Annotated in this window: 25 protein-coding genes; 16 read left to right on the top strand and 9 right to left on the bottom strand. The window is 53.8% G+C overall.

The window, feature by feature from the left end:
* Positions 1-383: 383 nt before the first annotated feature.
* Positions 384-827, bottom strand: a complete 444-nt coding sequence (locus tag MKZ15_RS22520) for a hypothetical protein (protein ID WP_339818341.1) — start codon at positions 825-827, stop codon at positions 384-386.
* Positions 828-1,629: 802 nt separating this feature from the next.
* Here MKZ15_RS22520 and MKZ15_RS22515 point away from each other — a divergent pair.
* From MKZ15_RS22515 to MKZ15_RS22490, 6 genes are all read left to right on the top strand, one after another.
* The gene (locus MKZ15_RS22515) at positions 1,630-1,845 is read left to right on the top strand and encodes a hypothetical protein (protein WP_339818338.1); all 216 of its coding nucleotides are present in this window, start codon (positions 1,630-1,632) and stop codon (positions 1,843-1,845) included.
* A gap of 90 nt (positions 1,846-1,935) precedes the next feature.
* Positions 1,936-2,619: a hypothetical protein gene (locus tag MKZ15_RS22510; RefSeq protein ID WP_339822559.1), complete on the top strand. Its 684-nt coding sequence runs from the start codon at positions 1,936-1,938 to the stop codon at positions 2,617-2,619.
* Complete coding sequence (locus MKZ15_RS22505; protein WP_339818335.1) at positions 2,616-3,818, top strand: glutathionylspermidine synthase family protein; 1,203 nt, start codon at positions 2,616-2,618, stop codon at positions 3,816-3,818. Before MKZ15_RS22510 ends, MKZ15_RS22505 begins: the two co-directional genes overlap by 4 nt.
* Positions 3,819-4,460, top strand: a complete 642-nt coding sequence (locus MKZ15_RS22500) for a signal peptide protein (RefSeq protein WP_339818332.1) — start codon at positions 3,819-3,821, stop codon at positions 4,458-4,460.
* Positions 4,457-4,849: a DUF350 domain-containing protein gene (locus MKZ15_RS22495; RefSeq protein WP_193416970.1), complete on the top strand. Its 393-nt coding sequence runs from the start codon at positions 4,457-4,459 to the stop codon at positions 4,847-4,849. Before MKZ15_RS22500 ends, MKZ15_RS22495 begins: the two co-directional genes overlap by 4 nt.
* A 37-nt stretch (positions 4,850-4,886) precedes the next feature.
* Entirely contained in the window at positions 4,887-5,876 is a 990-nt protein-coding gene (locus MKZ15_RS22490) for an ion channel (RefSeq protein WP_339818330.1), read from the top strand.
* Positions 5,877-6,060: 184 nt separating this feature from the next.
* On the opposite strand, the gene MKZ15_RS22485 is transcribed toward MKZ15_RS22490, so the two are convergent.
* From MKZ15_RS22485 to MKZ15_RS22475, 3 genes are all read right to left on the bottom strand, one after another.
* A complete protein-coding gene (locus tag MKZ15_RS22485; RefSeq protein WP_339822556.1) occupies positions 6,061-7,314 on the bottom strand; it encodes an MFS transporter in 1,254 nt (417 codons plus the stop codon).
* A gap of 173 nt (positions 7,315-7,487) precedes the next feature.
* A complete protein-coding gene (locus MKZ15_RS22480) occupies positions 7,488-7,670 on the bottom strand; it encodes a DUF2524 domain-containing protein (RefSeq protein WP_339818329.1) in 183 nt (60 codons plus the stop codon).
* Between the two features lie 62 nt (positions 7,671-7,732).
* On the bottom strand, positions 7,733-8,197 hold the full coding sequence (locus tag MKZ15_RS22475) for a MarR family transcriptional regulator (protein ID WP_339818325.1): 465 nt from the start codon (positions 8,195-8,197) through the stop codon (positions 7,733-7,735).
* A gap of 200 nt (positions 8,198-8,397) precedes the next feature.
* Between MKZ15_RS22475 and MKZ15_RS22470 the strand changes: the two genes are divergently transcribed.
* Entirely contained in the window at positions 8,398-8,880 is a 483-nt protein-coding gene (locus tag MKZ15_RS22470; RefSeq protein ID WP_339818323.1) for a glutathione peroxidase, read from the top strand.
* Positions 8,881-9,103: 223 nt separating this feature from the next.
* Positions 9,104-9,778, top strand: a complete 675-nt coding sequence (locus tag MKZ15_RS22465) for a hypothetical protein (protein ID WP_339818320.1) — start codon at positions 9,104-9,106, stop codon at positions 9,776-9,778.
* Positions 9,779-10,311: 533 nt separating this feature from the next.
* Here the strand turns inward: MKZ15_RS22465 and phnE (MKZ15_RS22460) are convergent.
* From phnE (MKZ15_RS22460) to MKZ15_RS22445, 4 genes are all read right to left on the bottom strand, one after another.
* Positions 10,312-11,124 carry a phosphonate ABC transporter, permease protein PhnE gene (phnE, locus tag MKZ15_RS22460; RefSeq protein WP_155604784.1) on the bottom strand — a complete coding sequence of 271 codons (813 nt, stop codon included), beginning with the start codon at positions 11,122-11,124 and terminating at the stop codon, positions 10,312-10,314.
* On the bottom strand, positions 11,121-11,972 hold the full coding sequence (phnE, locus tag MKZ15_RS22455; protein WP_339822554.1) for a phosphonate ABC transporter, permease protein PhnE: 852 nt from the start codon (positions 11,970-11,972) through the stop codon (positions 11,121-11,123). Before phnE (MKZ15_RS22455) ends, phnE (MKZ15_RS22460) begins: the two co-directional genes overlap by 4 nt.
* Positions 11,972-12,772, bottom strand: a complete 801-nt coding sequence (gene phnC / locus MKZ15_RS22450) for a phosphonate ABC transporter ATP-binding protein (RefSeq protein WP_193416977.1) — start codon at positions 12,770-12,772, stop codon at positions 11,972-11,974. Before phnC ends, phnE (MKZ15_RS22455) begins: the two co-directional genes overlap by 1 nt.
* A 109-nt stretch (positions 12,773-12,881) precedes the next feature.
* Entirely contained in the window at positions 12,882-13,898 is a 1,017-nt protein-coding gene (locus tag MKZ15_RS22445; RefSeq protein WP_339818318.1) for a phosphate/phosphite/phosphonate ABC transporter substrate-binding protein, read from the bottom strand.
* 179 nt (positions 13,899-14,077) lie between these two features.
* Between MKZ15_RS22445 and MKZ15_RS22440 the strand changes: the two genes are divergently transcribed.
* From MKZ15_RS22440 to MKZ15_RS22425, 4 genes are all read left to right on the top strand, one after another.
* The gene (locus MKZ15_RS22440; protein ID WP_339818316.1) at positions 14,078-15,685 is read left to right on the top strand and encodes a bifunctional metallophosphatase/5'-nucleotidase; all 1,608 of its coding nucleotides are present in this window, start codon (positions 14,078-14,080) and stop codon (positions 15,683-15,685) included.
* A gap of 163 nt (positions 15,686-15,848) precedes the next feature.
* Entirely contained in the window at positions 15,849-16,436 is a 588-nt protein-coding gene (locus tag MKZ15_RS22435) for a class I SAM-dependent methyltransferase (protein WP_339818314.1), read from the top strand.
* A 38-nt stretch (positions 16,437-16,474) separates the two neighbouring features.
* The gene (locus MKZ15_RS22430; protein ID WP_193416981.1) at positions 16,475-16,753 is read left to right on the top strand and encodes a hypothetical protein; all 279 of its coding nucleotides are present in this window, start codon (positions 16,475-16,477) and stop codon (positions 16,751-16,753) included.
* Between the two features lie 119 nt (positions 16,754-16,872).
* Positions 16,873-18,567, top strand: coding sequence for a methyl-accepting chemotaxis protein (locus tag MKZ15_RS22425; protein WP_339818312.1), 1,695 nt, complete (start codon positions 16,873-16,875; stop codon positions 18,565-18,567).
* 134 nt (positions 18,568-18,701) lie between these two features.
* Here MKZ15_RS22425 and MKZ15_RS22420 read toward each other — a convergent pair whose 3' ends face one another.
* Positions 18,702-19,463, bottom strand: a complete 762-nt coding sequence (locus tag MKZ15_RS22420) for a DeoR/GlpR family DNA-binding transcription regulator (RefSeq protein WP_155604789.1) — start codon at positions 19,461-19,463, stop codon at positions 18,702-18,704.
* 431 nt (positions 19,464-19,894) lie between these two features.
* Between MKZ15_RS22420 and MKZ15_RS22415 the strand changes: the two genes are divergently transcribed.
* From MKZ15_RS22415 to MKZ15_RS22400, 4 genes are all read left to right on the top strand, one after another.
* The gene (locus MKZ15_RS22415; RefSeq protein WP_213622324.1) at positions 19,895-20,968 is read left to right on the top strand and encodes an ABC transporter ATP-binding protein; all 1,074 of its coding nucleotides are present in this window, start codon (positions 19,895-19,897) and stop codon (positions 20,966-20,968) included.
* On the top strand, positions 20,961-21,839 hold the full coding sequence (locus tag MKZ15_RS22410) for a sugar ABC transporter permease (protein WP_155604791.1): 879 nt from the start codon (positions 20,961-20,963) through the stop codon (positions 21,837-21,839). Before MKZ15_RS22415 ends, MKZ15_RS22410 begins: the two co-directional genes overlap by 8 nt.
* Before the next feature lie 17 nt (positions 21,840-21,856).
* The gene (locus tag MKZ15_RS22405) at positions 21,857-22,690 is read left to right on the top strand and encodes a carbohydrate ABC transporter permease (RefSeq protein WP_193416985.1); all 834 of its coding nucleotides are present in this window, start codon (positions 21,857-21,859) and stop codon (positions 22,688-22,690) included.
* Positions 22,691-22,753: 63 nt separating this feature from the next.
* Entirely contained in the window at positions 22,754-24,094 is a 1,341-nt protein-coding gene (locus MKZ15_RS22400; protein ID WP_339818309.1) for an ABC transporter substrate-binding protein, read from the top strand.
* The last annotated feature ends 13 nt before the right edge of the window (positions 24,095-24,107 follow it).

Below are 24,107 nucleotides of genomic sequence, written 5' to 3'. Positions count from 1 at the left end.
TCGCCTGTCGCGCTCCCAGTAAACCAAACTTGTAGGCTAAACGAAGCGGGGGCCTTAAGCTAACTTATTAACAAATTAATCAATAACTAACTATCAACTGGTCTGCAGATCAACTTATCTCTTAGCGGTAGACACCTGGGTAACATGTACACTAGTTGGAAAACCTCCAATTAAATCGTCCGCATGCAGACGGGGAAAGCAGCTAAGTGGATTTTTAACACCTATTTTCTGGGGGCGGGCTCAAAATCGCAATTTTCCGGCGAAATCAGTACAGAATTTCCACTTAATTTCTTCAAAATGTCGTACACCAGGAGAATTAGTTGCTGTTTTTCTACTTAGCTAAAAATAATCCATCCTGTTCGGTAGGGAGCCGCTGGCGCGCCTTAACCCAAATATTGAATCACCCCTCGAATCAGCTCATATTGCAGGATGCGCTCGCCATTCCCGTTAAGAACGGGTCTAAGCCAACCCTTGTAACAACACTTCTTCAGCATCATCAAGGCAGTGCGATAGTCTACCTCAAAATGCCACTTCACATCTACCGGCCGAATCGGCCGCGCGAGCTGCACGGCGAGTCGGATGAGCTCCTTCTCCGCCAGCAGGCCGCGCGACACGGGGGCGCGCTCCGGGTAGTAACGGCTGAACACCATGCGCAGCAGGTTGATGCAGAGCTCTGGGCGCCGCTCGACGTCGTCGTAGGCGAAGGAGATCACCTGGTAACCCATGGCGTGCAGGAAGGTTTCGCGATTGAGCTCGTGGCTGAATTTTTGACGGTCCATATCGCGAACGTGCGCAGCGTAACCTTTGATCTCGAACAGCAGCTTCAACTCGCCATCCCCCGGAAGCCAGGCGAAGTCGGCAAAATAAAATCGCCCCCGCCAATCGCTGACTTCATACTCCGGATGGAGGCCTTCGAAGTCACCGCGCAGCGGCCACCAGACATTCCGCAGGAACTAGGACTCCGCATGGGCATGTCCACGCTCCAAACGTCCTCGTCGTTCCCCTGATCTCTGTGCCAAATGGGACTTCAGAAAAGCCGCGTCATTTTCCTCAAAACGCATCGAACTCATTCTCCTTCTCCTCCACCTTCCCTAATAAAAATTAAACGCCCCGCATTCGCTCCTTAAAGTTTGGTCCTCAATCGCTTGGGAGCACCATTAACCTAAAGGTTAGGGTGCCCGCCATGGATGATCATCCAAACCGGAGTGGTACGGGACGTGCTTCGTCTTGCGTTCAGTATAGTGCCGGGTGACGGCACTGTCCAGCCTGGAGGTTCATTCGGGCGTGGATCCGCCCTCCGTTTAGGCTGATTGAGCGTACAGGCCTGTTCGCCTTGCGGGTTGATCTTCGTGCAAATGAGACCGGTGAACTTAAGAAGCCGCGCAAAGAGCTTCCCGCGCATTTTGTCATTGCTTTTCCTATGCAACGGACGTAAGCTGATGGGAGGATTGTGGAAGAGTTTGCCAAATTTAAAGAATGACGGCTTGTCCGGGAAACTCATGGCGTTCCTTATGCTAGAGGCATCCCGCTTCCCCGCCCATTCCCTCTTTCTCCCTGCACAAAGGATGAAACTATGCGGGAACCGATGCGTAACATTACTTAGTGTGTACATGGAAAGGGTGAAATGCATTGGACAACGGCTTGAGCGTCAAGTTGTACGAAAAGCTGCCGGATGGCGAGCTGCGGGAATTGGAAGAGCGCGTTTGGAGCGCGAATATGGTGGCCGCGTTGGAGCATGTGAACTACCTGGTCGTCGGCAACCGGGAGTTTGAAACCGTGGAAGGCCGACTCAACGTCGACCAGGGCAAGCTGGAACTGCTGCTCGTTCCGATCGTGCATGAATAAGAGGTTTTTTTCGTAAGGAGGGAATCGGTCTTGGCAAAAGAAGACGAAGTAACACGAACGGACACGGTCGCTGCGAAAGAGGCAGCCCCGGTGAAAGAACCGTTCTCATCGAAGTTTTTTACTCCGGAAGGCAAGCCCATCCGCGTCTTGTCGACGTCGCTTGGCATCGCGCTGCTGGCTAACGCTTTCCTGATTCCGGGTGCCGGAGCAACGGCCTCGGGGAACGGTTCGTCGGCGGATGAACCGAAGCTGGTCGCCTGGTCGACGGAAGAAGTGAAACAGTACTTCGACAAGAATGTGGACTGGAACATCCCACTTCCGTTGGAGGAGGATGGAGAGGGCGCCGAGGGGGCTTCCGGTTCCGGCGGCTCGGGTGGCACCACCGTCATCAACCATTACGGCGGCGGTTTCGGTTGGGACGATATGCTGTTGTACCACCTGCTGTTCAACAACGGATCCAGCTATTCTTCTGGCCGTTGGTACGACAATCATCGTGGTTACTATGCAGGTTCGTCGACGCCGTATAAACCGAAATCGTATTCCAGCGAGACGTTCCAAAATAAACCGATGTCCGGTTCGGTCGTTCGACCCAAAACCTCGACCTCATCCACCGGCTCAATCGTTCGGCGTTCCACTTCATCGAAGGCTGGGGGCATCGGCGGGAAATCGAGCTCGCTTGGCTCGTCGTCTTCGAGTTCGTCGTCCAAATCCTCGAAGAGCTCCTTTTCCGGATCGAGATCCAGCGGGACCAGTAAGGGGGCTTTCGGCGGATGACGGACGGAAACGGCATTTTCGAAGTCGTGGGCCTGCCGCATCCCGACCGGAGTGAGCGGGTCGCGAAGTTAGCCGAGCTGGGGTTCACCTGGGCGGATCTCGAGGAAGAGGAGTACTGGATCGACCAGCTGGTGTTGATGCCGAAGGCGATCTACGAGGAGCTGGAACAGGCCGCCACCGCGCTATGGCGCATTCTCGATAAAGCTGTGCGCTATGTTCATCGCCGGCCTGATTTGTATGAGCTGATCGGCATCCCGCCGATCCTCTGGACGATGCTCGATCAGTTCCCGTTGCCGGAGCCGGGCATGATCAGCCGCTACGCGCGTTTTGATTTTGCCGTGGCGAACGACGGCACCATCAAGCTGCTGGAGCTGAACGCCGATACGCCGACCGGTTACGTCGAAGCTTCGATCGCCACCCCGTGGCTGATGGAGCAGGCAGGGTGCGCCTCGCCCAATACGCGGATGAAGGACCTGGTGGCCGAAGCTTGGGCGCTTGAGCGGCCGGATACCGCTGCCTGCGTCGATTACGGCTGGCATCTCGAGGATTCCGGCACGATCGAGGCATTAGGACGTCACAGCGGACTGGATCTCCACTATGAAGATTGCTTGGAGCTTTGGGTTGACGAGGGGACGCTGAAGAATAAAGATGGGCGTATCATTGAGCGAATGTTTGCGTTATATCCGAAGGAATGGATGGCGGTGGACGATGCCGGCGAAGCGCTGAGCTATGCCATTGAAACCGGTCGTCTGACCATATTCAATGGGCCGCATAGCATTTTGCTGCAATCCAAAGGATTGCTTGCCGCGGTCTGGGGGCTTTACGAGCTGGGTTTGCTCTTTGATGAAGACGAACGCCAGGCCATTGCCAAATACGTGCTGCCGACCTACAACAAGCCGGTCTTCTCCGGTGATTTCGTGTCCAAATCGATGTTTGGTCGCGAAGGCGGTTCGGTGCGCCTCTTCGATGAGGAGGGCAGGCTGGAGCTGGAGGATCAAGAGGGCTTTGACAGCAGCGTGTTGTTCCCTACGGTATATCAAAAAAGAGCCGATTTGGCGCGAATCGACACGATCGTTGGCGAGCGCCATTTGCTGACCGGGATGTTCGTCCTGAACGGGACCCCTTGCGGCCTGCTGGGGCGGGCCGGCGGCCCGATTACCGGCAATACCAGTCATTTTATCGCGTTAGGAGTGAAATAAATGCAAAATTCGAAGCAGCCTTGGGCGCGGCGATTCCTCGTTACGCTGATGCTGGTGTTGTCCGTGGCGGTACTCGGAGCCTGCGGCAATGCGACCAGCGTCTTCTCCACCGATACCGGTTCGGAGTCGGAATTAGCGACCGCCCGAGTACCTTGGGATTATAAAATCGTGGAAGCGACGGTCGGCGATCTGGTGGGCAGCGACATGACGATTTTGCCCGATAACGACTTGCTGCCCAACGACAACAATTACGCCACCGGGGACAAAATCTGGATCCTGCAATTCATGGATGCCGAGATGACCACGGACGAGAACCAGAAGAACGAGGTACGCTTGTCCTCCTGGACGACGTTGAAGTCTTATCCGGATCAGGCGTCCGCCGAGAAGGATTTGGCCGAGCTGAAGGTGTCGGTCACGACCGATGTCGATCTGGTTGGCGTGTACAAAACGGAGTACCAAGGCAAAACGCGGAATTACGCCGTCTTGGAGCTGCCGACCGGGAACCGGATCAAGCAGCCGATCGACGATACGCGATACACTGCGTTGGAGAAAGCGAAGACGGCAACGGTCGTGCTGGAGGAAGTGCATGATTTTGCCGATTATGATTTGGCATTTGCGAAATTTCGGGGGTGGGCGAAGTGACGATCGTAGTGAATATTGTAGTTAGTGTCGTTGTGATGATTTTGCTGCAACTGCTGGGGATGGTGGTCTTCAATTGGATGACCCCGTACCGCGATATGGAAGAGCTCAAGAAAGGGAATGTCGCCGTAGCCCTCGCGCTGGGCGGCAAATTCCTGGGCACGGCCATCATTCTGGGGGTGTCCGCCTTCACGAACACCTCCATCTTGCATATGATTCTGTGGTTCGCTGTCGGTTACGTGTGCCTCGTGGCGTCTTACTGGATCTTTGAGTTGGTGACGCCGGGATTTAATATCTCTGACCAGCTGAAGAAGGGGAATGTCGCGGTAGGCACTTTGCTCTGCTTAGTGTTTATTGGTATGGCGTTCGCCGTCAGCAGCCTGATCATTTAGTCACATGCACTTTTTACTCAAAATCACGACGCGCTTGATGCGTTTACGCAAAACGTCAATCGGACTGATTATCCTGTTATTTGTTACGCTAAGCGCAACGGTGGCTTACGGCCTGGAGCCCGCAACGTTCGGCAATTGGTTTAACGCGCTATATTGGGTGATGACCACCATGGCCACGGTGGGTTATGGCGACTATTTTGCGGAGACTGTCCAGGGTAAAGTATTTACGATGTTTTTGTACATTTTCGGAATTGGGCTGCTGAGCTTGGTGATCGGGAAGGTCATCGATTCCATCGGAACCCTTCAACGGCAGAGAGGAGCGGGGGCTTTGAACTTTCGAGGCGAAGACCAGATCATTCTGATCAATTGGAGCAAAAAAGCGCACTCGGCGGTGGAGGAAATCCTGTGTTATTCTCCCAAGTGCCGCATCGTGATCATCGACGAGATGGATCGACATCCGCTGGAGTCGATGCACCAAGTCCATTTCGTCAGCGGCGATCCGGCTTCGGACGAAATCTTGATGAAAGCCGGCATCGACAAGGCGAAGGCCGCCATCATTTTTGCGGATGCGCGGATTGAGGAATATTCGCTGATTGACGGCAAGTCTCTGTTGATTGCTTCCAGCATTGAACGATTGGCGCCGCAGGTACATACAACCGTAGAAATCATGCAGGAAAAACATATCCAGAATTTCCGCCACGTTCAAGTGAATGAATTTGTATTGTCTCACGACGCCATCTCGCGATTGGCGGTTCGCTCCGCGCTGCAGGAAGGCAACTCTGAGGTGATTCGCCAACTGCTCAGCCGTCAATACGGCGACGATATTTACGAAATCCCCGTGCAGCACGGGTGGCACACGTATGGAGAAGCCTTTGAAGCCCTGCTGAGGCAGGGGGCAACCTTGCTGGCAGACCGTGGCGATTTGGGCATCAACCGCAAGCTGAATCAACCGATTCCCCCAGAGGCACGGCTCTACGTCGTAGCCGATGACGCTACGTATCGGCGGATAGCCGGCTTATCGTCTTAAGCCGCAAGCTGAGGCGCTGAGACGTTACACACAAAATATTCCCCGGGGAATTAATGATCCGGGAATCGACTATAAGTATAGATTCTCAAAATTAAAAGAAACCCCCGTATTTCGCCGACGGATATCGCTTGGCGGATACGGGGGATTTTTGCGTTGGGCTTGGTGATGTGCGAGCGCGGCTCCGTTACAGCAGTTCGTTGCGTTTGCGCAGATAGCCGTACAAAATGACGCTGCATACCGCACATAACAAGGCGCACACGCCAATGAAGGCGTAACCGGCTTGCAGGCCGCGCAGTAAGCCCAGTCCGGTGTCGGCACCGCCGGCAACCAGCTCTTTGATCCCGTCGGTGATCGCGCCGATCAAATAGTTGCCGATGACGCTGCCAACCCCCATCAGCGTAACAATGAAGGTGATGGCGGAATCGCTGGAGGAGCGGTATTTCTTGGCGATCAGCGCCATGACCGTCGGGTAGATCGGGGCGATGCCGATGCCGGCCGCCGCGAACAGAAAGGCCCCGGATTCGCCGACCGCTATGGCGATCAAGGTGAAAATCCCCGAGAAGGCGGAGAACAAAATCAGCGAGAGCGTGAAGCCAATTTTATCCGTGATGGGTCCCAGCGCCAGCCGCGCGAACGTAAAGCACAAGAAGAAGGCGGACAGCATGCCGGAAGCGTTGGTAGTGTTCCAGTGGTAGGCCTTCTCCAGGAAGTTGACCAGCCAGCCGCCAACGGCCATCTCGGATACAACGCCAAAGGAGAGCACCAGGACGATCAACCAGATGGCCGGGTCGCGCATCAGCCGTGTGAACGGAACCCGCTCGCCACCGTGTTCTTCTTCGCCCGGAAACCGACTAAGCAGCGTTGGGATCATCGGGATGACGGAGAGGGATAACATGATCAGGTACATGCCGCGCCAATCGAGCACATGCCCGCCGATCGAGACGGTCATGAGCCCTGAGGCGATCATCGGCGCTACCGTGGAACTCAGCCCATAGAAGAAATGGGACAGGTTCATCATCGTGCCGGTGTTGCCGACGAAGATGCGGGCGGCCAGAATAGCCAGCGCGATTTCAAGCATCCCGTTGCCGATGTACATCAGGAAATAGGAACCCGACAACGCCGGGAAGCTGCGCGAAGCGAAGATCAGTATGCCGGACGCGGCCATGGAGCCGAAGGCAAGCATCGTCACCGTTTTGGCGCCCCATTTGCGGGTCAGGTAAGCTGTAAAGGAACAAGCCAGCAGGTACCCCAGCGAGTTAAGCGACAGGAGCGTGCCAATCTGCATCTCATCGATCCCGAAGTCGGTTTGGATGCGCGGGATGGCGGGTCCTTTAATATTTTCCGAGAAGCCGAAGATAAAGAATCCGATAAAGACGGTTAACAATTGGAAGACATAATTTCGTTTGGTAAAAGAGGTATGGGCGCGGACTTCCGTCATCTCCGCTCCCGATTCAGATGGCGATTTCAAGGCAAATCCTCCTGATGTCCTAAAGTGAAAAAGAGCCGAACAGCCAAATCGTAACACACTTTCGGGCCCCTATCTATCCTCCGGACAAAAAAACACCCGCTGCCTGCGCGCTTGTCTAGCGGCATAAACGGGTGCCTTTCCTCTTAATGGTTAATGTCACATTTGTTCATGATAAACGCGATTTGATTCTCAAGCCGGTTGATTTGCTCCTGCGTTTCCGGATCGGCCTGGCCCGACCCCCGCATCGAGGCTAGTTCTTGCTTTAGTCGGTGTAAGTCCTCGCCTGCGTTGGCGCAGTTATAGTTACTCTCGAGATTATCAAGCATGCTGATTCTCCTCCATTGATTACTCCGTGCTTCTTCCCTATTATGGAGGATTTAGGGAGGGGTTATTCAGGCTGTTCAGGCTGGGTAGAGCTGCCGCCGCCGATTTTGTGCATGAATTCGTTGATCTGCCGATGCATGGCGGTGATATCCTCTACCTCGGCACCGGTTCCGGCAAACAGCCGCATCGGTACGGTGCAGGCTTTGTCCCGCAGGGCTCTGCCCTCACTGGTCAGTTCGATGATGACGCTGCGCTCATCCGCTTTGTCTCGCGTCCGAGTGACCAGGTTCATCTGCTCCAGTTTCTTGAGCAACGGAGTTAATGTGCCGGAGTCTAGGTATAGCATGGCGCCCAGCTCCTTGACGGTGACGCCGTCCCGCTCCCATAACGCGAGCAGAGTGATGTACTGCGTGTAGGTCAATCCGAACTCGGCCAGCAGAGGCCGGTACAACTTCATGATCTCCCGGGAGCACGTATAGAAAGCGAAGCAAAGCTGATTATCCAGTTTCATCAATTCTTCCGTGTTCATCTATATCCACCTGCCAATTAATTGTATGCAATTTATTTTGCTGTTGAGCTATTATAGCATTGCTTTCCTTTTCGCGTAAAGTGGCCTGGGATGTGGGGGAGGAAGTCTAGCGATGGCTGGTGAATCGAAATTGACACTCCGATAAAGATTGTATACAATTAAATTACACTTAATTTAAAAAGGTGCTGGAGGTGCTGTGAATGTCATTATTCGATATAGAAGTCAAAACGATTCAAGGCCAAGTGCAAACGTTGGAGCCCTACCGCGGTCAGGTGATGCTGATTGTGAATACGGCGACCAAATGCGGGTTTGCACCGCAATTTAAAGGGTTGCAGAAGCTGCACGACACATACAAGGACCAAGGATTTTCCGTGTTGGGCTTCCCCTCAAGCCAATTCGCGAACCAGGAGCTGGGGACGGACGAGGAAGTAGCGCAAGCTTGCGAACTGCATTTCGGCGTGTCGTTCCCGTTATTTTCGAAGATTGATGTGAATGGGAAAACCGCTCATCCGCTGTTCAAGCACCTGACGAAGGAAGCGCCCGGCCTGCTTGGCTCCCGGCTGATCAAATGGAACTTTACGAAGTTCCTCGTAGATCAGGAAGGCAAGGTGGTCAAACGCTTCGGTCCGACGGACGAACCCGAGAGTATCGAAGGGCAAATTCGCGAGCTGCTTGGGGTGTAAGCAGAGCGCGGGATATTGTGGCATAACGCGGCACAATGCGGAAGAACAATTCGGTGTAATGGACGGCCGCACAGATTCCTATTGCGCTAACTTTTCTCATGTGTCACACTAGGAGTATCATACAGCAACTGACGTGAGGCAAAGCCTGCCCCGCTTCCTTTCCAGGATGGAGAGGAGCGGGGCTTTTTGTTTTTCACTATGAAATTGTGGAGGGAGTTGTAACATGGGGTTTCAAAGGGAGCACGATACGTGGATTCAGGAGCATATGAAACGAAGAGCCGGTGAGCGTCTGGATGCGCTTCGGCGAGGACATGGGTACGGGAATCAGTTGTTCGTCGAGCTGATATGGTGGCCGCTGGTGGGGCACTTTGACGGATTGCATCCGGAATATGAAGTGAAGGATTGGCGGGGGAGATCCTATTTTGTCGATTTTCTATGGGTGGTTGGAGGTGCGCGGATTGTATTCGAGATTATGGACTATGGCTCCCACGGTACAGATCGGACCAAATATCGAATGGATTTGAACCGGGGGCTGTTTCTGCAATCCCAGGACTGTCTGATCTACTACATAGCATTGGATGAGTTGAAGGAGAACTCCACGTTTATTCTCTCATCCTTGCGGAGTATTCTGTCACCTTACTTGTCTATCGTTCAGGGGAGGTCTGTACGAACCTATACCAAGATGGAAAGGGACCTGTTGCGTGCCGCCATTCGCCATCAACGGATACTTCGCCCAACGGAGGTGGCGAGGGAGCTGGAGCTGCACACAATGACGGTCATTAAGTACTGCCGCATCCTCGTGGAAAAGGGCAAGCTCCGCGCAATAGCGAAAGGGGCTTCCGGCCGCGTTACTTCTTATGAGTATGTGGGCTCGGTATTGAGCCCGGATTTGGTTTGAGTGCTAGGTGCTATGAATATATTCGAAATTTCATATACATTTGCTCCTCGGAGGGAGGGAAAGGCCCATTCTATATGAAAAATCATATAGAATGGGTCGCCTTAGGGCCAAAGTAGCTCATTCTATTCGAAATTTCATATACAATGAGCCATTTAGCGATGATTCGCCGTAATGTATTCGAAAAATCATATACATTTGCTCCTCGGAGGGAGGGAAAGGCCCATTCTATATGAAAATTCATATAGAATGGGCTACCTTAGGGCCAAAGTGGCTCATTCTATTCGAAATTTCATATAGATTGAGCCGATTGGCGATGAATCGTCGTAATGTATTCGAAAAATCATATACATTTGCTCCTCGGAGGGAGGGAAAGGCCCATTCTATATGAAAAATCATATAGAATGGGCTGCTTCGAGGTCAAAGTAGCTCATTCTATTCGAAATTTCATATACAATGAGCCATTTAGCGATGATTCGCCGTAATGTATTCGAAAAATCATATAAAATGCGCCGCGTGTTGGTGGAGCAGCGGGGTTAAACGAGCTTTTTCCGTAGGAAACCGGATATCCAATCCACGAGGGTGATCATCACGATAATACCGAGCAGGATGATGCCGACGCGATCCCAATCCCGCGAGCTGAGGGCGAAGATCAGCGGAGTACCGATACCGCCGGCGCCGATCACGCCGAGGATCGTGGCGGAACGCAAGTTGATCTCGAAGCGGTAAAGCGTGTAGGACAGAAAGCCCGGAAGCACCTGGGGCAGCACGGCAAACCACAGAATTTGTAGGCGGCTCGCCCCCGCAGCGACAAGCGCTTCGGTTGGGCCGTGATCCATGTTCTCGATCTCATCAGCAAACAGCTTGCCCAGCATCCCAACCGAATGCAGCCCCAGCGCCAGCACACCGGCAAAGGCGTTTGGCCCTACAGCCTTGATAAACAGCAGCGCCATCACGATCTCCGGGAAGGTGCGGATAAAGCTGAGCAGCATTTTGCCCGAACCGGAGACGAAACGGGGCTTACTCCGATTGGCTGCCGCCCAGAAGGCGAACGGCAGGCAGACCAGCGTGGATACGAAGGTGCCCAGAATCGAGATGGTCAACGTCTCGAGCAGTCCCCGCAGCAAATCCTCGCCGTCCGGCAAATAAACGTAATCCCAATCGGGCGAGAACAACCCCGAGAGGATCGATTTCGTAATTTGGCCGGCCGTTTCCTTGATTCCATCAAACGGGATGCCGGCAAACGCCCATATATATAAGAGAAGGAGCAGCAGATAGATTAGCCAGCGATAACGGTTCTTTTTGGGCTTCTGTACTTTGTGCCGCAAAGTCGTAGCATTTGTCGTCATAATAATTTCTCCCGCAATTTGGTGCTTGCATAGTCGATCAGTAGTACAACCGCGAGCGTGAACAAAATGATCATGCACGTCTTGTCATACTCCAGGAAACCCAAGGTAACTTCATAGTAATGGCCGATCCCGCCGGCCCCAACCAGACCCAGCACCGCCGCGGCGCGCACGTTAATTTCGAACGTGTACAACACGTAGGAAATGAAGTGGGCCTGAATTTGCGGTACGACACCAAAGATGATGCGCTGAACCGAGGTGGCCCCGACGGACGTCATCGCCTCCAGCGGTCCGCGGTCGATCGTCTCCAGCGCTTCGTAGGTTAGTTTGGCGATCAAGCCGAACGAGAACACCGTCAGCGCCATCATGCCGGGTAGCGGACCGAGTCCAAAGATGGCAACGAAGATCGCCGCCAGCAGCAGGTCCGGAATCGTCCGCACGAGATTCAGCAGGAAGCGGACGGGCTGGTAAATCCAGGCGCTGCTGCTAAGGTTGGAGGCGCAAAGCAGCGCCACCGGTACGGCGAGAATCGCGCCGAAGGTCGTGCCGATCAACGCCATGCGGATCGTCTCCAGCATCGCCGGGACGATGTTGTCGAAGTAGCTCCACTTCGGCGGGAACATCTCCCGCAGCAGGTCAAGCATGTTCGGCGAGCCTTGGATCAGCTTGCCCAGCGAGGCCTCCGTGTCCACGGAGCTTCCCCACAGCAGGAGCAGAATGATCACGGCGGTCAAATAATGCTTCAGCTTGCCGGGAGCTTGAGGGCGATTCCGGTGCAAATCGCCTTGACCGGCGGCGTTAACATTGGCATTGGGTTTGGCACCTCGATGTGAATTCGGGTTCAAGTTCATCAAGCCTGCGCCTCCAGCACCCGTGGTCCCGGGAGTCGGGTAGCCAACAGCTCATCCTGGTCGATGGCGCGGCCGTAGATCTGCGCGAATCGCTCGTCGGTTGCCTCCGATACGGGGCCGTCGAAGACCACTTGACCCGCGCGGAGCCCGATGATCCGGGTGGCATAACTGCGCGCCAGGTCGATGAAATGCAGGTTCACAATCGTCGTGATGCCAAGCTCGACGTTAATGCGCTTCAAATCATCCATGACCTGCTTGGTCGTCAGAGGGTCTAGCGATGCCACCGGCTCGTCCGCGAGGATAATTTTTGCCTCCTGTGCGAGTACGCGGGCAATCGCTACGCGCTGCTGCTGTCCGCCGGAGAGTTGGTCGGCCCGAGCGTACGCTTTTTCCACGATGTTCACGCGCTCCAGTGCCTGGAAGGCCAGCTCCACGTCGGCCTCAGGGAATCGGCCGAACAGGGTGCGCAGCGTGGAATGGTAGCCGACCCGACCGGCGAGTACGTTGCGCAGCACGGAGGAACGCTTCACGAGATTGAAGCTTTGGAAGATCATGCCGATGTCGCGGCGAATCATCCGCAGCGATTTGCCGGAGGCTTGCGTGATCGACTTGCCGTCGATCCGAATATCGCCTTCGGAGATATCGTGCAGCCGGTTCATGGACCGCAGCAACGTCGATTTGCCAGCGCCGGACAAACCAACGATGGCCACGAATTCACCGGGCTCAATCTTCAGGTTGATTTGGTCCAGCCCTTTGGTGCCATTCGGGTACGTTTTGGATACATTGCGCAGTTCTATCACGTTAGGACTCCTTTTGAGAAAAATATTCTGGAAAAACGCACAGCCAGCCGGGAGCGCAGGGCGCTTCGACTGGCTTGCAGGGGGTTATTCGTCAAATTTCGTTCAAAGCCTATTCCGTTTTGACTTTCTCGTTATATTCGCGGACGATGTCGAACACGCTGTCGTTTGATTCAACATAACCTTCATGCGTGTAGATATCCGCAATGATTTGATGGCCTTCCGTATCCTTGCCAATCTCGATGAAGGCATCCTTCAGCTTCTGAACCCACTCCGCGTTCATGTCGGAACGAACGGAGATCGTATCGTTTGGAATCGGCTCTGTGTATGTCAGTACGCGAGTATCCTCGAATACCTTCGGATAATCCTTAACCACGGTGTTACGGGCATCTTGGAAGATGGCAGCAGCGTCTACATCGCCATTAAGAACCGCGATGACGCCTTGGTCATGACCTTTCACCGTGATTGGTTCTACGTCAGACAGCGGATCTAAGCCAGCTTCTTGGAGCTTGGCGGCCGGCCATACATAGCCCGCGGAAGACGTTACGTTTTGGTAGGCGATTTTTTTGCCTTTCAGGTCCTCGACGGATTTGATGTCGGAATCCTTCTTCACGATGATCATCGATTTGTAGAAATCAACCAATTGATCCGTAGGTGCGCCGGTATCATCTTGCACCCCAAAGCGCTGCGCCTGCAAAATAACCTCAGCTGCGCCTTTCTCCTTTGCCAACACATAGGCCGTTGGAGGCAGGAAGCCAACGTCTACTTGCTTGGAAGCCATGGCTTCGATAATCGTATTGTAGTCGGTCGACACGCTGACCTTCACGGGAATACCTAAGCGGTCGGACAGCAATTTTTCCAGCGGCTTCGCTTTCGCTTCAAGCGTATCGGCATTTTGCGAAGGCACGAATTGTACGGTCAGCGTTTCTGGTACGTAGCCGGATTCGGCAGGGGTTTCGGCAGCATCGGTAGCTGCGTTAGTACCCGCGTTTGCTGCGGTAGCATTGGTTTGGCCGGATTCGGCCGATGCGTTCCCGCTGGTGTTAGCTGGAGCGTTGTTTCCGCAAGCACTCAGGATGACGGAAAACGTCAAGAATAAAGGCAAAACAAACTTGGCAATCTTGTTCAAGCGTATGACCTCCACTTAATCTCATTTTTGGATTACGTGATTACTATAAAAGAGTTTTATTAACCTGCCGTCAGAGGTAAAGTTGAAGTTTGTAAAATCCTAATTTTCAGGAGTTTACAAAACTTGCGATATTCGTTGCTAGAATGGAAAGCAATAAGATGAAATCAGAGGTGGATGACATGGATAAGGTTAGGGAGGAAGCAGTCTGCAAAATTTTGATCACGAGCGACGTACATGGCTTCATCTATCCGACGGATTACCGCACGTCCGAGGAACGTCCATTCGGTCTGGCCAAGCTGGCTACGCTCATTCGGCGCGAACGCGAGCAGACGCCCAGCCTGCTGCTGGTCGACAACGGAGATATCATTCAGGGCACCCCGCTGTGCACCTTACACGTCAAAGACAATTCGGATGGCATTCATCCGTCGATCGCGGCCATGAATCTTCTGAATTACGATGCAGCGGTGCCGGGCAATCACGAATTTAATTACGGGCAGGAGCTGTTGCACAAGGTCATGAAAGATTCTCGGTTTCCGTGGCTGTCGGCGGGGATTGTGAATGCGGGAGATCAGAGAGAGCCGGCGTTTGGCAAGCCGTATATTGTAAAGACAACCCCTGAGGGGGTGAAAATCGCCATCTTGGGCGTTACGACCCATTATATTCCGCATTGGGAGCATCCCCGGAACATTGCGGGCTGGGCGTTTCGAGACGCGCTGGACACGGAGAAGACCTGGGTTCCCCGCATTCGGGAGGAAGAGCGGCCGGATTTGATGGTGGTCAGTTACCACGGCGGTTTCGAGCGAGAGTTGGCGACAGGAGCAGCGACGGAACGGCTGACCGGCGAAAATCAAGGTTATGCGATGTGCCTAGAGGTTCCGGGTGTGGACGTGTTGATTACAGGCCATCAGCATCGGATGATCGCAGGCGAGGTTGGCGGGGTGACGGTGATCCAGCCGGGGACGGGGGGACAAGCTTTAGGCAAAATCACCGTCTGTTTCCAGCGCGGGGCCGACGGCCGCTGGGCCGTCCGCGAGAAAACGGCCGAGTTACTCGTTCCCGATGCCGTCGTGGCGGCCGAACCCGAGGTGCTGGAGCTGGTGCGGCCAATGGAATCGGCCACGCAAGCGTGGCTGGACCAGCCAATCGGCCTTGTTGACGGGGATATGACGATCGAAAGCCCGTTCGCTTGCCGCTTGGCGGACAATCCGTTTATGGAATTCGTCAATCAGGTGCAGATGGAGGCGGCCGGCGTGGACGTCTCCAATGCAGCTTTGCTGAGCGAACAATCCAAGGGGTTTGCCGGCAGGATTACGCTGCGGGATGTGCTGACGAACTTTATGTACCCGAACACGTTGACCGTCCTGCGTCTGGCCGGGCGGGACATCCGAGAGGCGCTGGAGCAGACAGCAAACTATTTTGTATTGGGAGAGGATGGCGTAATCACGGTTAATCCGATTTATCTCGAACCTAAGGCGCAGCATTACAATTATGATATGTGGGAAGGGATTGAATACGAGCTGGACGTCGCCAAACCCGTAGGGCAGCGGGTCGTGAAGTTGATCCGGAACGGGGCGCCGCTGCAAGACGAGACGGAGGTCGATGTCGTTATGAACAATTACCGCGCCGGCGGGGGCGGCGATTATGACATGTACCGGGGCAAGCCGGTGGTTAGGGAGATCCAGGCCGATATGGCGGATCTGGTGGCGGAGTACCTCGAGCGGCACGGGACGATTCGGGCTGCCTGCGACGGGAACTGGAAGATTGTCAACGGTATGTCCGGGCTATAGGTTTGCAAAGATTCATCCGGGGAACCGTTTGGGAATGTCGTTCGGGTCAGGCACCTATCGGACATTATTAATCGATCCATATCACTCCTGGCAACCCTCATGGAGCGTAGCGACAGGGTCTGTTACAATAAGAAGATCCAGATCACCACGAGGAGATGTCCCCATGCCCGCTTTCGCTACCCCGATCCTGACCGCCGTCTTACTGATCTTCCTGCTAGTTGCGGCCGTGATGATCGTCTATTGGAGCTGGAGAAACGGGATTTCGCCGATGCCTGCATCTGCCGCCGTCCGGCGGACGGTCGTTCAGGAGCTTATGCGGTTGGAACGTACTGCCGCCCCTAATAGGGCGGCTCCGCTCGTTCCTGTCTGCCCCATCGTCGAAGCGGGAGCAGGTTGGGGAACCTTGGCTCTGGCCATCGCCGGGGCTGATCCCCGTCTACGAATCGTCGGGATCGAGAACTCGATGGTTCCCTGGTTGTTTTCCCGATTGGCCTTGCGGATGGGGGCTTATTCTCAGGTGCAATTTTTGCGAGGAGACTTATACAAGTTCCCTTACGAAACTGCGGGTACGGTCATCTGTTACCTGTACCCTGAAGCGATGCGGCGGCTGGATCCCTTGCTTCGAGCGCGGTTAACCCCGGGGGCGCGGGTGATCAGTGTGTGTTTTGCCCTACCGGGTTGGCAGCCGACGGAGGTCGTCACCTGCCGAGATATGTACCGTACTAAAATTTACATCTACGAGACAGACTAGGAAACAAATTGAACCCAATATGGCAGGAGTGAACGATTGTGAGCGATCAAATCAATGAACAGGAGCTTGTCCAGTTTATCGCCGACCGGTCGAAATCGAGTCTGGACAGCATTCGCTTGGTGCTGAAGCATGAAGCGGATTTCATCAATCAAGCCCAGCAAAATGCCGATGGCGAGGTAGAGATCGACGGGGATGAATTGGTGGATTATGTCCTGAGCCGGAGCGACGTGAAGCTCGACGAATTGACGGTGGAAACCATCCTCGATTTGGAAATGGATTATTTGACGGAGCATGGACTCGCCGGATACATCGATTAGTTAGCGGAAAATAAATATGGCCCAGGCCCCTAAATACTGGGGGTGCTGGGCTTTCCTTTTCTACACAAAACTTACGGGACCCCTTATGATTTAGTGAAAGTTGTAAGGAGGCGAAAACTATGCGTATTCGAAGCATCGGGACAAAAATCAATCTGATTGTGGTCGGCATTTTAGTGGTCGTGTCAGGAACAATCGGCTTTGTAGCGGTTAAGCAAATGGAGAGCGGCATTAGGACGTTCGCTACGGCCAAAGCGCGAAGCGATTTGGAGCTGGTAAACCGCTATCTGGACAGCAAGTACCCCGGTGCTTGGCGCATTGAGGGAGACCAGTTCTACAAAGGCGAAACCGTGATTAGCGGGAATTTCGAAATCGTGGATGAAATCGGGGGATTAACGGAGGACACGGTGACGATTTTCCAAGGGGATACGCGCGTGTCGACCAACGTGATGGTGGATGGAGAACGGGCCGTAGGTACGAAGGTGTCCGATAAAGTGGCCGATGTCGTCCTCAAGGGTGGCAGCAGCTACTACGGGGAAGCGGTGGTGGTCGGCCAAACGTATCAGGCTGCGTATCAGCCGATCCAATCGGAGAGCGGCGAGGTTATCGGCATCTTGTACGTGGGGGCGTCGCAGCACTTAATGAATACCATCCGCGGAACATTTATTCAGCGTTTTGCCGTTGTTTTTGCGGGGGCGCTCGTCATCTCTATCGCGTTGATCTTGGGATATATGCGTGGCATGAAAAAACGGCTTAGCCGGTTGGCCAAAGCGATGGAACAAGCCGGTGCCGGTGATTTTACGGCGACTATCCGCGATGATTCGCAGGACGAAATCGGGTTGCTGAGCGCCGGGTACAACCAGATGGGCGCAAATCTGCAGCAGCTGGTGCAGCAAGGGCTGCTCGCCTCGGACAAAGTGACTGAAGCTGCCCGGAGGCTGCTGACGATCGCGGAGCAAACCAACGATGGCTCGGCTCGGATCGCGGCCTCGATCGAGCAGGTTGCCGCAGGGGCGGAGAGCCAGACGATGAGCACGGCGGAGAATGCCCGCGCTATGGAGGAGATTGCGATCGGCGTCCAGCATATCGCCGAGCATGCCTCCGAAGCCGCCGAGCTGGCGGGGCAGTCCAGACAGCAGGCCGTCGACGGCGGCGAGCAAGTTCGCAGGACGGTCGCACAGATGGAATCGATCGACCGTTCTGTTCAGGCCAGCAGTTCGCTGGTCCGTCTGCTGAACGACAAATCGCAGGAAATCGCTTTGATGGTAGAGGCTATCCGCGGGATTTCCCAACAGACGAATCTGCTCGCGCTCAATGCGTCGATCGAGGCGGCTCGTGCCGGCGAGGAAGGGCGCGGCTTCGCTGTCGTCGCCTCCGAGGTCCGCAAGCTGGCTGAGCAGTCGGAGGCTTCATCGGAACGAATTGTCGAGGTCATGTCGCAGATCGATACGGACATCAAACAGTCGCTGGAAGCGATGGACCTTGTGATCGGAGAGGTCGAGTCGGGCCTTGCGTTAACGCAGGAAACGGATCGCAGCTTTGCGGATATCTCCGCTTCGAACGGCCAAATCGCCGACCAAATCGAGCAGCTCGCCGCGACGGCCCAACAAATGTCCGCCGGGATTGAGGAAGTCACGGCTTCCGTCCACGTCATCGCGGATATCGCCCAAAGCTCGGGCGCTGCCGCGCAGGAAGTGAGCAGCGCTTCGGCGACTCAACTGGCGGCCATCGCAGACATCAACGCCGCATGCGCCTCGCTTTCAGCGGTTTCGGACGAGCTCCAGCAGGTGTTGGGCAAGTTTCGAGTGAAGGGATAGACAGGCCGGTCTCGCTTGCCGATTTGCCGCTGCGCGGACTGCCGAATATAGCTTGAGCGAAACCGGGTCTCCTCTTTGGAGCCCGGTTTTGGTGTCTCTTGGCGGCTCCTCAGGTTTCCTAACGCATACCCGGTTTACACTTGGAGAACGGTGATCCCTCGCTCCTGAAACGGCTTGACGTCGAAATCCGTAGCCTCATTCCCCGTAATCAGGGTATGAATGGAACTATTAGGGGCGACGGTATGCAGGGAGAGCTTACCGATCTTCGTATGGTCGCAGACGACGACAATTTCACCGGCCGCCTTGATCATTCCCTGCTTGGCAGGTACCAGCAGCGCCTCAGGATGCATCAGACCGTGCTGGGGATGCAACGCCGGCGTTCCGATAAACGCCTTCTCCACATGTAAGGACTGTAGTACATGATCCGTGAACATCCCGTTGAGCATGTAGCTTGACGGATACAACTCTCCTCCCGTGAGAATGACCTTAACCCCCGGCGCATCGCGCAGCTCGACAGCTACGTTCATATCGTTCGTGATGACCGTGACATTAGAGCGATTGACGAGATGGGTCGCGATGTGCAGCGTGGTTGTCCCGGAATCAATGATAATGTTCTCTCCGTCTTCCACCAATGATGCCGCATGACGGCCGATGCGGATCTTCTCCTCCAGATGTTGATTTCTTCGTTCTTGAAAAGAGGGCTCGTCGTGCGTCCATTGCTCCATAATGACGCCCCCGTGCGTTCTTCTCAGCGCGCCCTCCTGCTCGATCTCCGCCAAATCCCTGCGAATGGTCGCGCTATGCACGTTAAATTCCGCAGCCAGCATCGCCACCGTAGCGGTCCGGTACTGTCTGACATACTCCACAATGCGTCGTTTTCTATCCGCAGCCAGCAAGCTCCATCTTCCTTCCTCAAGATCAAATGCGCAAAAATGCGCAATTCTTCAAATAACTGATTTGATTTTCATAGGGATACTCCCCTTGATTCTAACGAATAAATATTTTCTGCGTGTTAACAAACAAGAGGGATTCCGGGGAAAGTACGGCTATATTTTTCGACGATTCAGGGAATTTACTGGAGTTCTCACAAGGCATTCCGTTACCGGCAGTCATCTTCCTTCCTATTAAGTGAGGGCTTATTTCTTCATTCTACGAATCCGCCAAAGCCATCTAGATCATATTTACATCCCCTTGAATTTGGTCTTATACTCCCCAAACGAATGATCCTTACAATCGAGATAAGCTCAAGTGAGCAAAAAGAAGCGAAATTTGCGCATTATCTGCTCACTTCTATACACATCAACAATTTGGATAAGGGGGATGACACTTGGCATCCATACAATTTGTGAACGTAAGCAAAGCTTTTGAGAAAAATGCAGTCATCCAGAATCTCAATTTGACGATTGAGGATGGAGCGTTTACCGTGCTCGTTGGCCCGTCCGGCTGCGGCAAAACCACGCTGCTGCGCATGATCGCAGGGCTGGGCCCGCAAACCTCCGGACAGGTGCTGATCGACGGCAAGGACGTTTCTCGCATACCACCAGGCCAGCGCGGCGTGGCGATGGTATTTCAAAACTATGCGATTTATCCCACGATGTCGGTGCGGGAAAATATTGAGTTTGGTCTGAGAAACAACAAGATTCCCAAGGCGGAACGGGTACAGCTTGTGGAGAGCATTAGCGAAACCGTTGGTCTGCTAGACTATTTAGACCGAAAGCCATCCGCTCTGTCCGGCGGACAGCGACAGCGCGTCGCCTTGGCCCGGGCGATGGTCAAGAAGCCGTCCGTTTTTCTCATGGACGAACCGCTGTCCAATCTCGATGCCAAGCTACGGGTGCAAATGCGCATTGAACTGATCGAACTACATAAGAAGCTGGGCACGACCTTCGTGTACGTAACGCACGACCAAGTGGAAGCCATGTCGATGGCCGATACGATCGTGCTGATGAATCAGGGGGAAATCCAGCAGGAGGCACCGCCGCATGAGATCTACCATCAGCCGAGCAATTTGTTTACGGCGCAGTTTATCGGCGTTCCGTCCATGAACATCGGCGATCTTGGTGTGGACGGCGTGAAATTCGGATTCCGGCCCGAGAACGCCGGTTTGTCGGCAGCAACGGCTGCACGGGAACATTCGGGGCTAACGCCGCACTATTCCCTTCAAGGGACCATCGTCACCCGCGAGATGCTAGGAGCCGAAACGATCTACCAAGTTAGATCGAGAGACTTGTCCTTTATGGTGAAATCCCCGGAAGACGCGTATCACGTCGATCAAGAGGTCGTACTTGGCGTTGAGGCCTCCAAGCTGCATTTCTTTGGAGCCGATGAGTTGCGTATCCCCGCTAACGATCCAGGCATTGCTGGTTATTTGGAGGCGCTGAAGGGGAAAAGCCATGGATAAACGACCATTGTGGGAGCGGCTCCGGCCTTATGTGTTGATAGCGCCTGCAATGGCGGGCATCGGTTTGTTTGTCATTTACCCTGTCCTGTATCTCGTCTATCTGAGTTTCTACAAATATAACCTGATGAACAAAGCCAAAAGCAAGTTTATCGGCTGGGATAACTTTCAGCAAATTTTAACGCGGGGCGATTTTTACAAAGCATTAGGGAATACCGCCATTTACACCGCCGGCGTCGTCACGCTAACGGTTGGGCTATCCCTGATCATCGCGGTTTGGCTGAACAAAAAAAGCCGCATTAACTCCCTGGTGCAGGCCGGGATTTTCACGCCGCATATCGTTTCTATCGTCTCCATATCGCTGGTTTGGCTGTGGTTGATGGACCCTGAACAGGGGCTGCTCAATTTTATGTTGGAATCCTTTGGACTGCCCGCTTCCGATTGGCTGCAAAGCTCCAAGACGGCGCTCTTATCCGTCATTATCGTTTCGGTATGGCAAAATATCGGCTACTACACGCTCATTATTGTAGCAGCGCTGCAGAGCGTACCACCCAGCATATACGAAGCGGCTGCGCTCGATAACGCGAGCAGGTTCAAGGTGTTTACCAAGATTACGCTGCCTATGATTTCGCCGCAGTTATTTTTCATCCTGGTCATTATGACGATTGGGTCCTTCAAAGTGTTTGATACGGTCAAAATCATGACCGGAGGCGGCCCCAACAATGCGACCAATACGCTGGTTTATTATATCTACGGATTCCGGACGACCAACATCGGTTATTCGGCAGCGACCGGGACCGTTCTGATGGCGATCATCGGCGTGCTGACTCTGATCTATTTCAGACTGCTGGCTAAGAAGGTTCATTATCAATGAGGAAAGGGAGCCCGCTTGTGAAAATATTTGATTGGAGAAGCCTGGCCTCAGTGTTGGGCGTATTGCTGAAAGCAGCGGTCGTCATGGTATTTATTTTTCCATTCCTATGGATGATCTCTACCTCGCTGCAGACGTTTCGGGAGACGCTGGCCTTTCCGCCGACCTGGATTCCAGCAATCCCACAGTGGAACAACTTTGTAGAAGCAATGAGCGCGGGGCCGTTCTTGATGTATGCGAGAAACTCGGTCGTTATTACGGTGTCCATCATCGTGCTGCAGTTTGCGGTGATGATTCCAGCCGCGTATGCCTTTGCTAAATACCGTTTTCGAGGGAAAAGCGTTCTGTTTGGTTTCGTCCTCCTCGCGTTCATGATACCAGGACAAATCACCTTTATCCCGGTATATCTGTTGATGGCCGACTTTGGGCTGATCCATACGTTATGGCCGCAGATCATCCCGTTTATGTCCAATGCGTTCGGGATTTTCTTACTACGCCAATATTTCATGCAGATTCCGGAAGAGATTATTGAAGCGGCTAGATTGGATAATGCCGGGGAAATCAAAGTGATTTGGAGAATCATGCTTCCTATGGCGGGGCCAGCGCTGGCGACCATTGCCTTGTTCAGCTTCGTCAGTCATTGGAACGAGTATTTCTGGCCGCTCGTCATGACGAACTCTGAGGCGATCCGGCCGCTAACGCTAGGAATCGCCATGCTGCGGGAGACGGAGGGAATCAGCAACTGGCATATTATCATGGCCGGTAACGTTGTGCTGGTTGTTCCTATTCTGCTCGTTTACGCATTCTGTTCACGTCACATCGTTAAAGCATTCGTATACTCAGGGATTAAATAGGCCAATCGGTCGCAGTCCCTTTCAAATACAACAACAATTCATTCATTGGAGGGAAACGAAAAGATGAAAAGTAAAGGGAAATTCATTGTGATCTTAACGCTGTTATTGGGGATCTTAGCCGGCTGCGGAGGAGGGAACTCCACCGCTAATTCAGGAAACTCGCAGAGCGGAACTGCCGCGGATCCGGCGACGACGGGAACGGAAACGGCAGCCGCAAACGCCGGCGGTAAAACGACCGTACAATTCTGGCATTCGCTGGGGGGTAAAAACGGGGAGTACATGGATGCGTTGATCCAGCGTTTCAACGAATCTCATAACGATATTGAAGTCGTAGGGACTTATCAAGGCGGCTATGACGAGACCGTAACCAAGCTGCAGCAAGCGGTCGCTTCCAACACCGCGCCGGATGTGAGCATGCTGGAACGCGCCTATGTGCTCATGTTCGCTGACTCGGACGTGTTGGAGGATCTGACGCCATTTATGGAGAAGTCGGGGCTGAGTGCGGACGACTTTACCTCAGGACTAATGGGCCATTCCTATTTCAACGACAAGCTGGTTTCGCTGCCTTTGAACCGCTCGACCCCCATTTTGCACATCAACAAATCCATGCTGGATGAACTCGGGTTGGCGGTTCCAGCGACCTGGGAAGAGTTAAAAACCGTGGCCAACGCGCTGGTCGTTAAAGAGGGGAAAGAAGTGACGCGTTACGGGTTGTCGATGCCTTACGATACCTGGTATCCGATCGCCATGATTTCTCAGTCCGGGGGGAAGTTCTTTAACGACGAAAATACCTCGACCGGGTTCATCGATAACGGTATCGGCAAGGAAGTATTTAGCTACCTGAAGGATCTGCAAGGCACGGGAGCGTTGTATTATCCGCCGGCGCAGGATTCCGGGAACATCGTCAACAGCATGTTCGTGGAAGGCAAGATCGGCATGATGTTTCAATCCACGGGTTCGATCGGGGGGTTGAGCAGCTCCGTGGACTTTGATTATGTTACGGCGTTCCTGCCGAAAAACGATGTTTACGCGAATCCTACCGGAGGCGCAAACGTTGCTTTGATGGCCGGTTCTTCGAACAAAGAGGCCGCTTGGGAATTTATCCGCTGGATGGAAACCGATCCGCAGGGCGGGCTGCAGTTTATTTTGCAATCGGGTTACCTCCCCTTCACGAAGAAAATGGTGGAATCGCCGGAAATTCAGGATTTGTGGGCAAAGGACCCCAACCGGAAAGTGGCGTACGACCAGTTGCAATATGCCATCGATACCAACAATGATGTTGCATGGCCTGAAGTGATGCACGAGTTCTTTTCGACTATCGAAGCAATCATGTATGACAGTCAGGACATCCAGGCTGCACTGGATGCGTTCAACAAAGAGACAGAACGGATTTTGGCGGAGTAAGGGAGGGAGAAGC

The organism is Paenibacillus sp. FSL R7-0216 (assembly GCF_037969915.1).
In the GTDB taxonomy this organism is placed as follows: domain Bacteria; phylum Bacillota; class Bacilli; order Paenibacillales; family Paenibacillaceae; genus Fontibacillus; species Fontibacillus rhizolycopersici.
The sequence above is the reverse complement of the archived record's forward strand: the minus strand, read 5'-3'. Positions and strand labels throughout refer to the sequence as shown.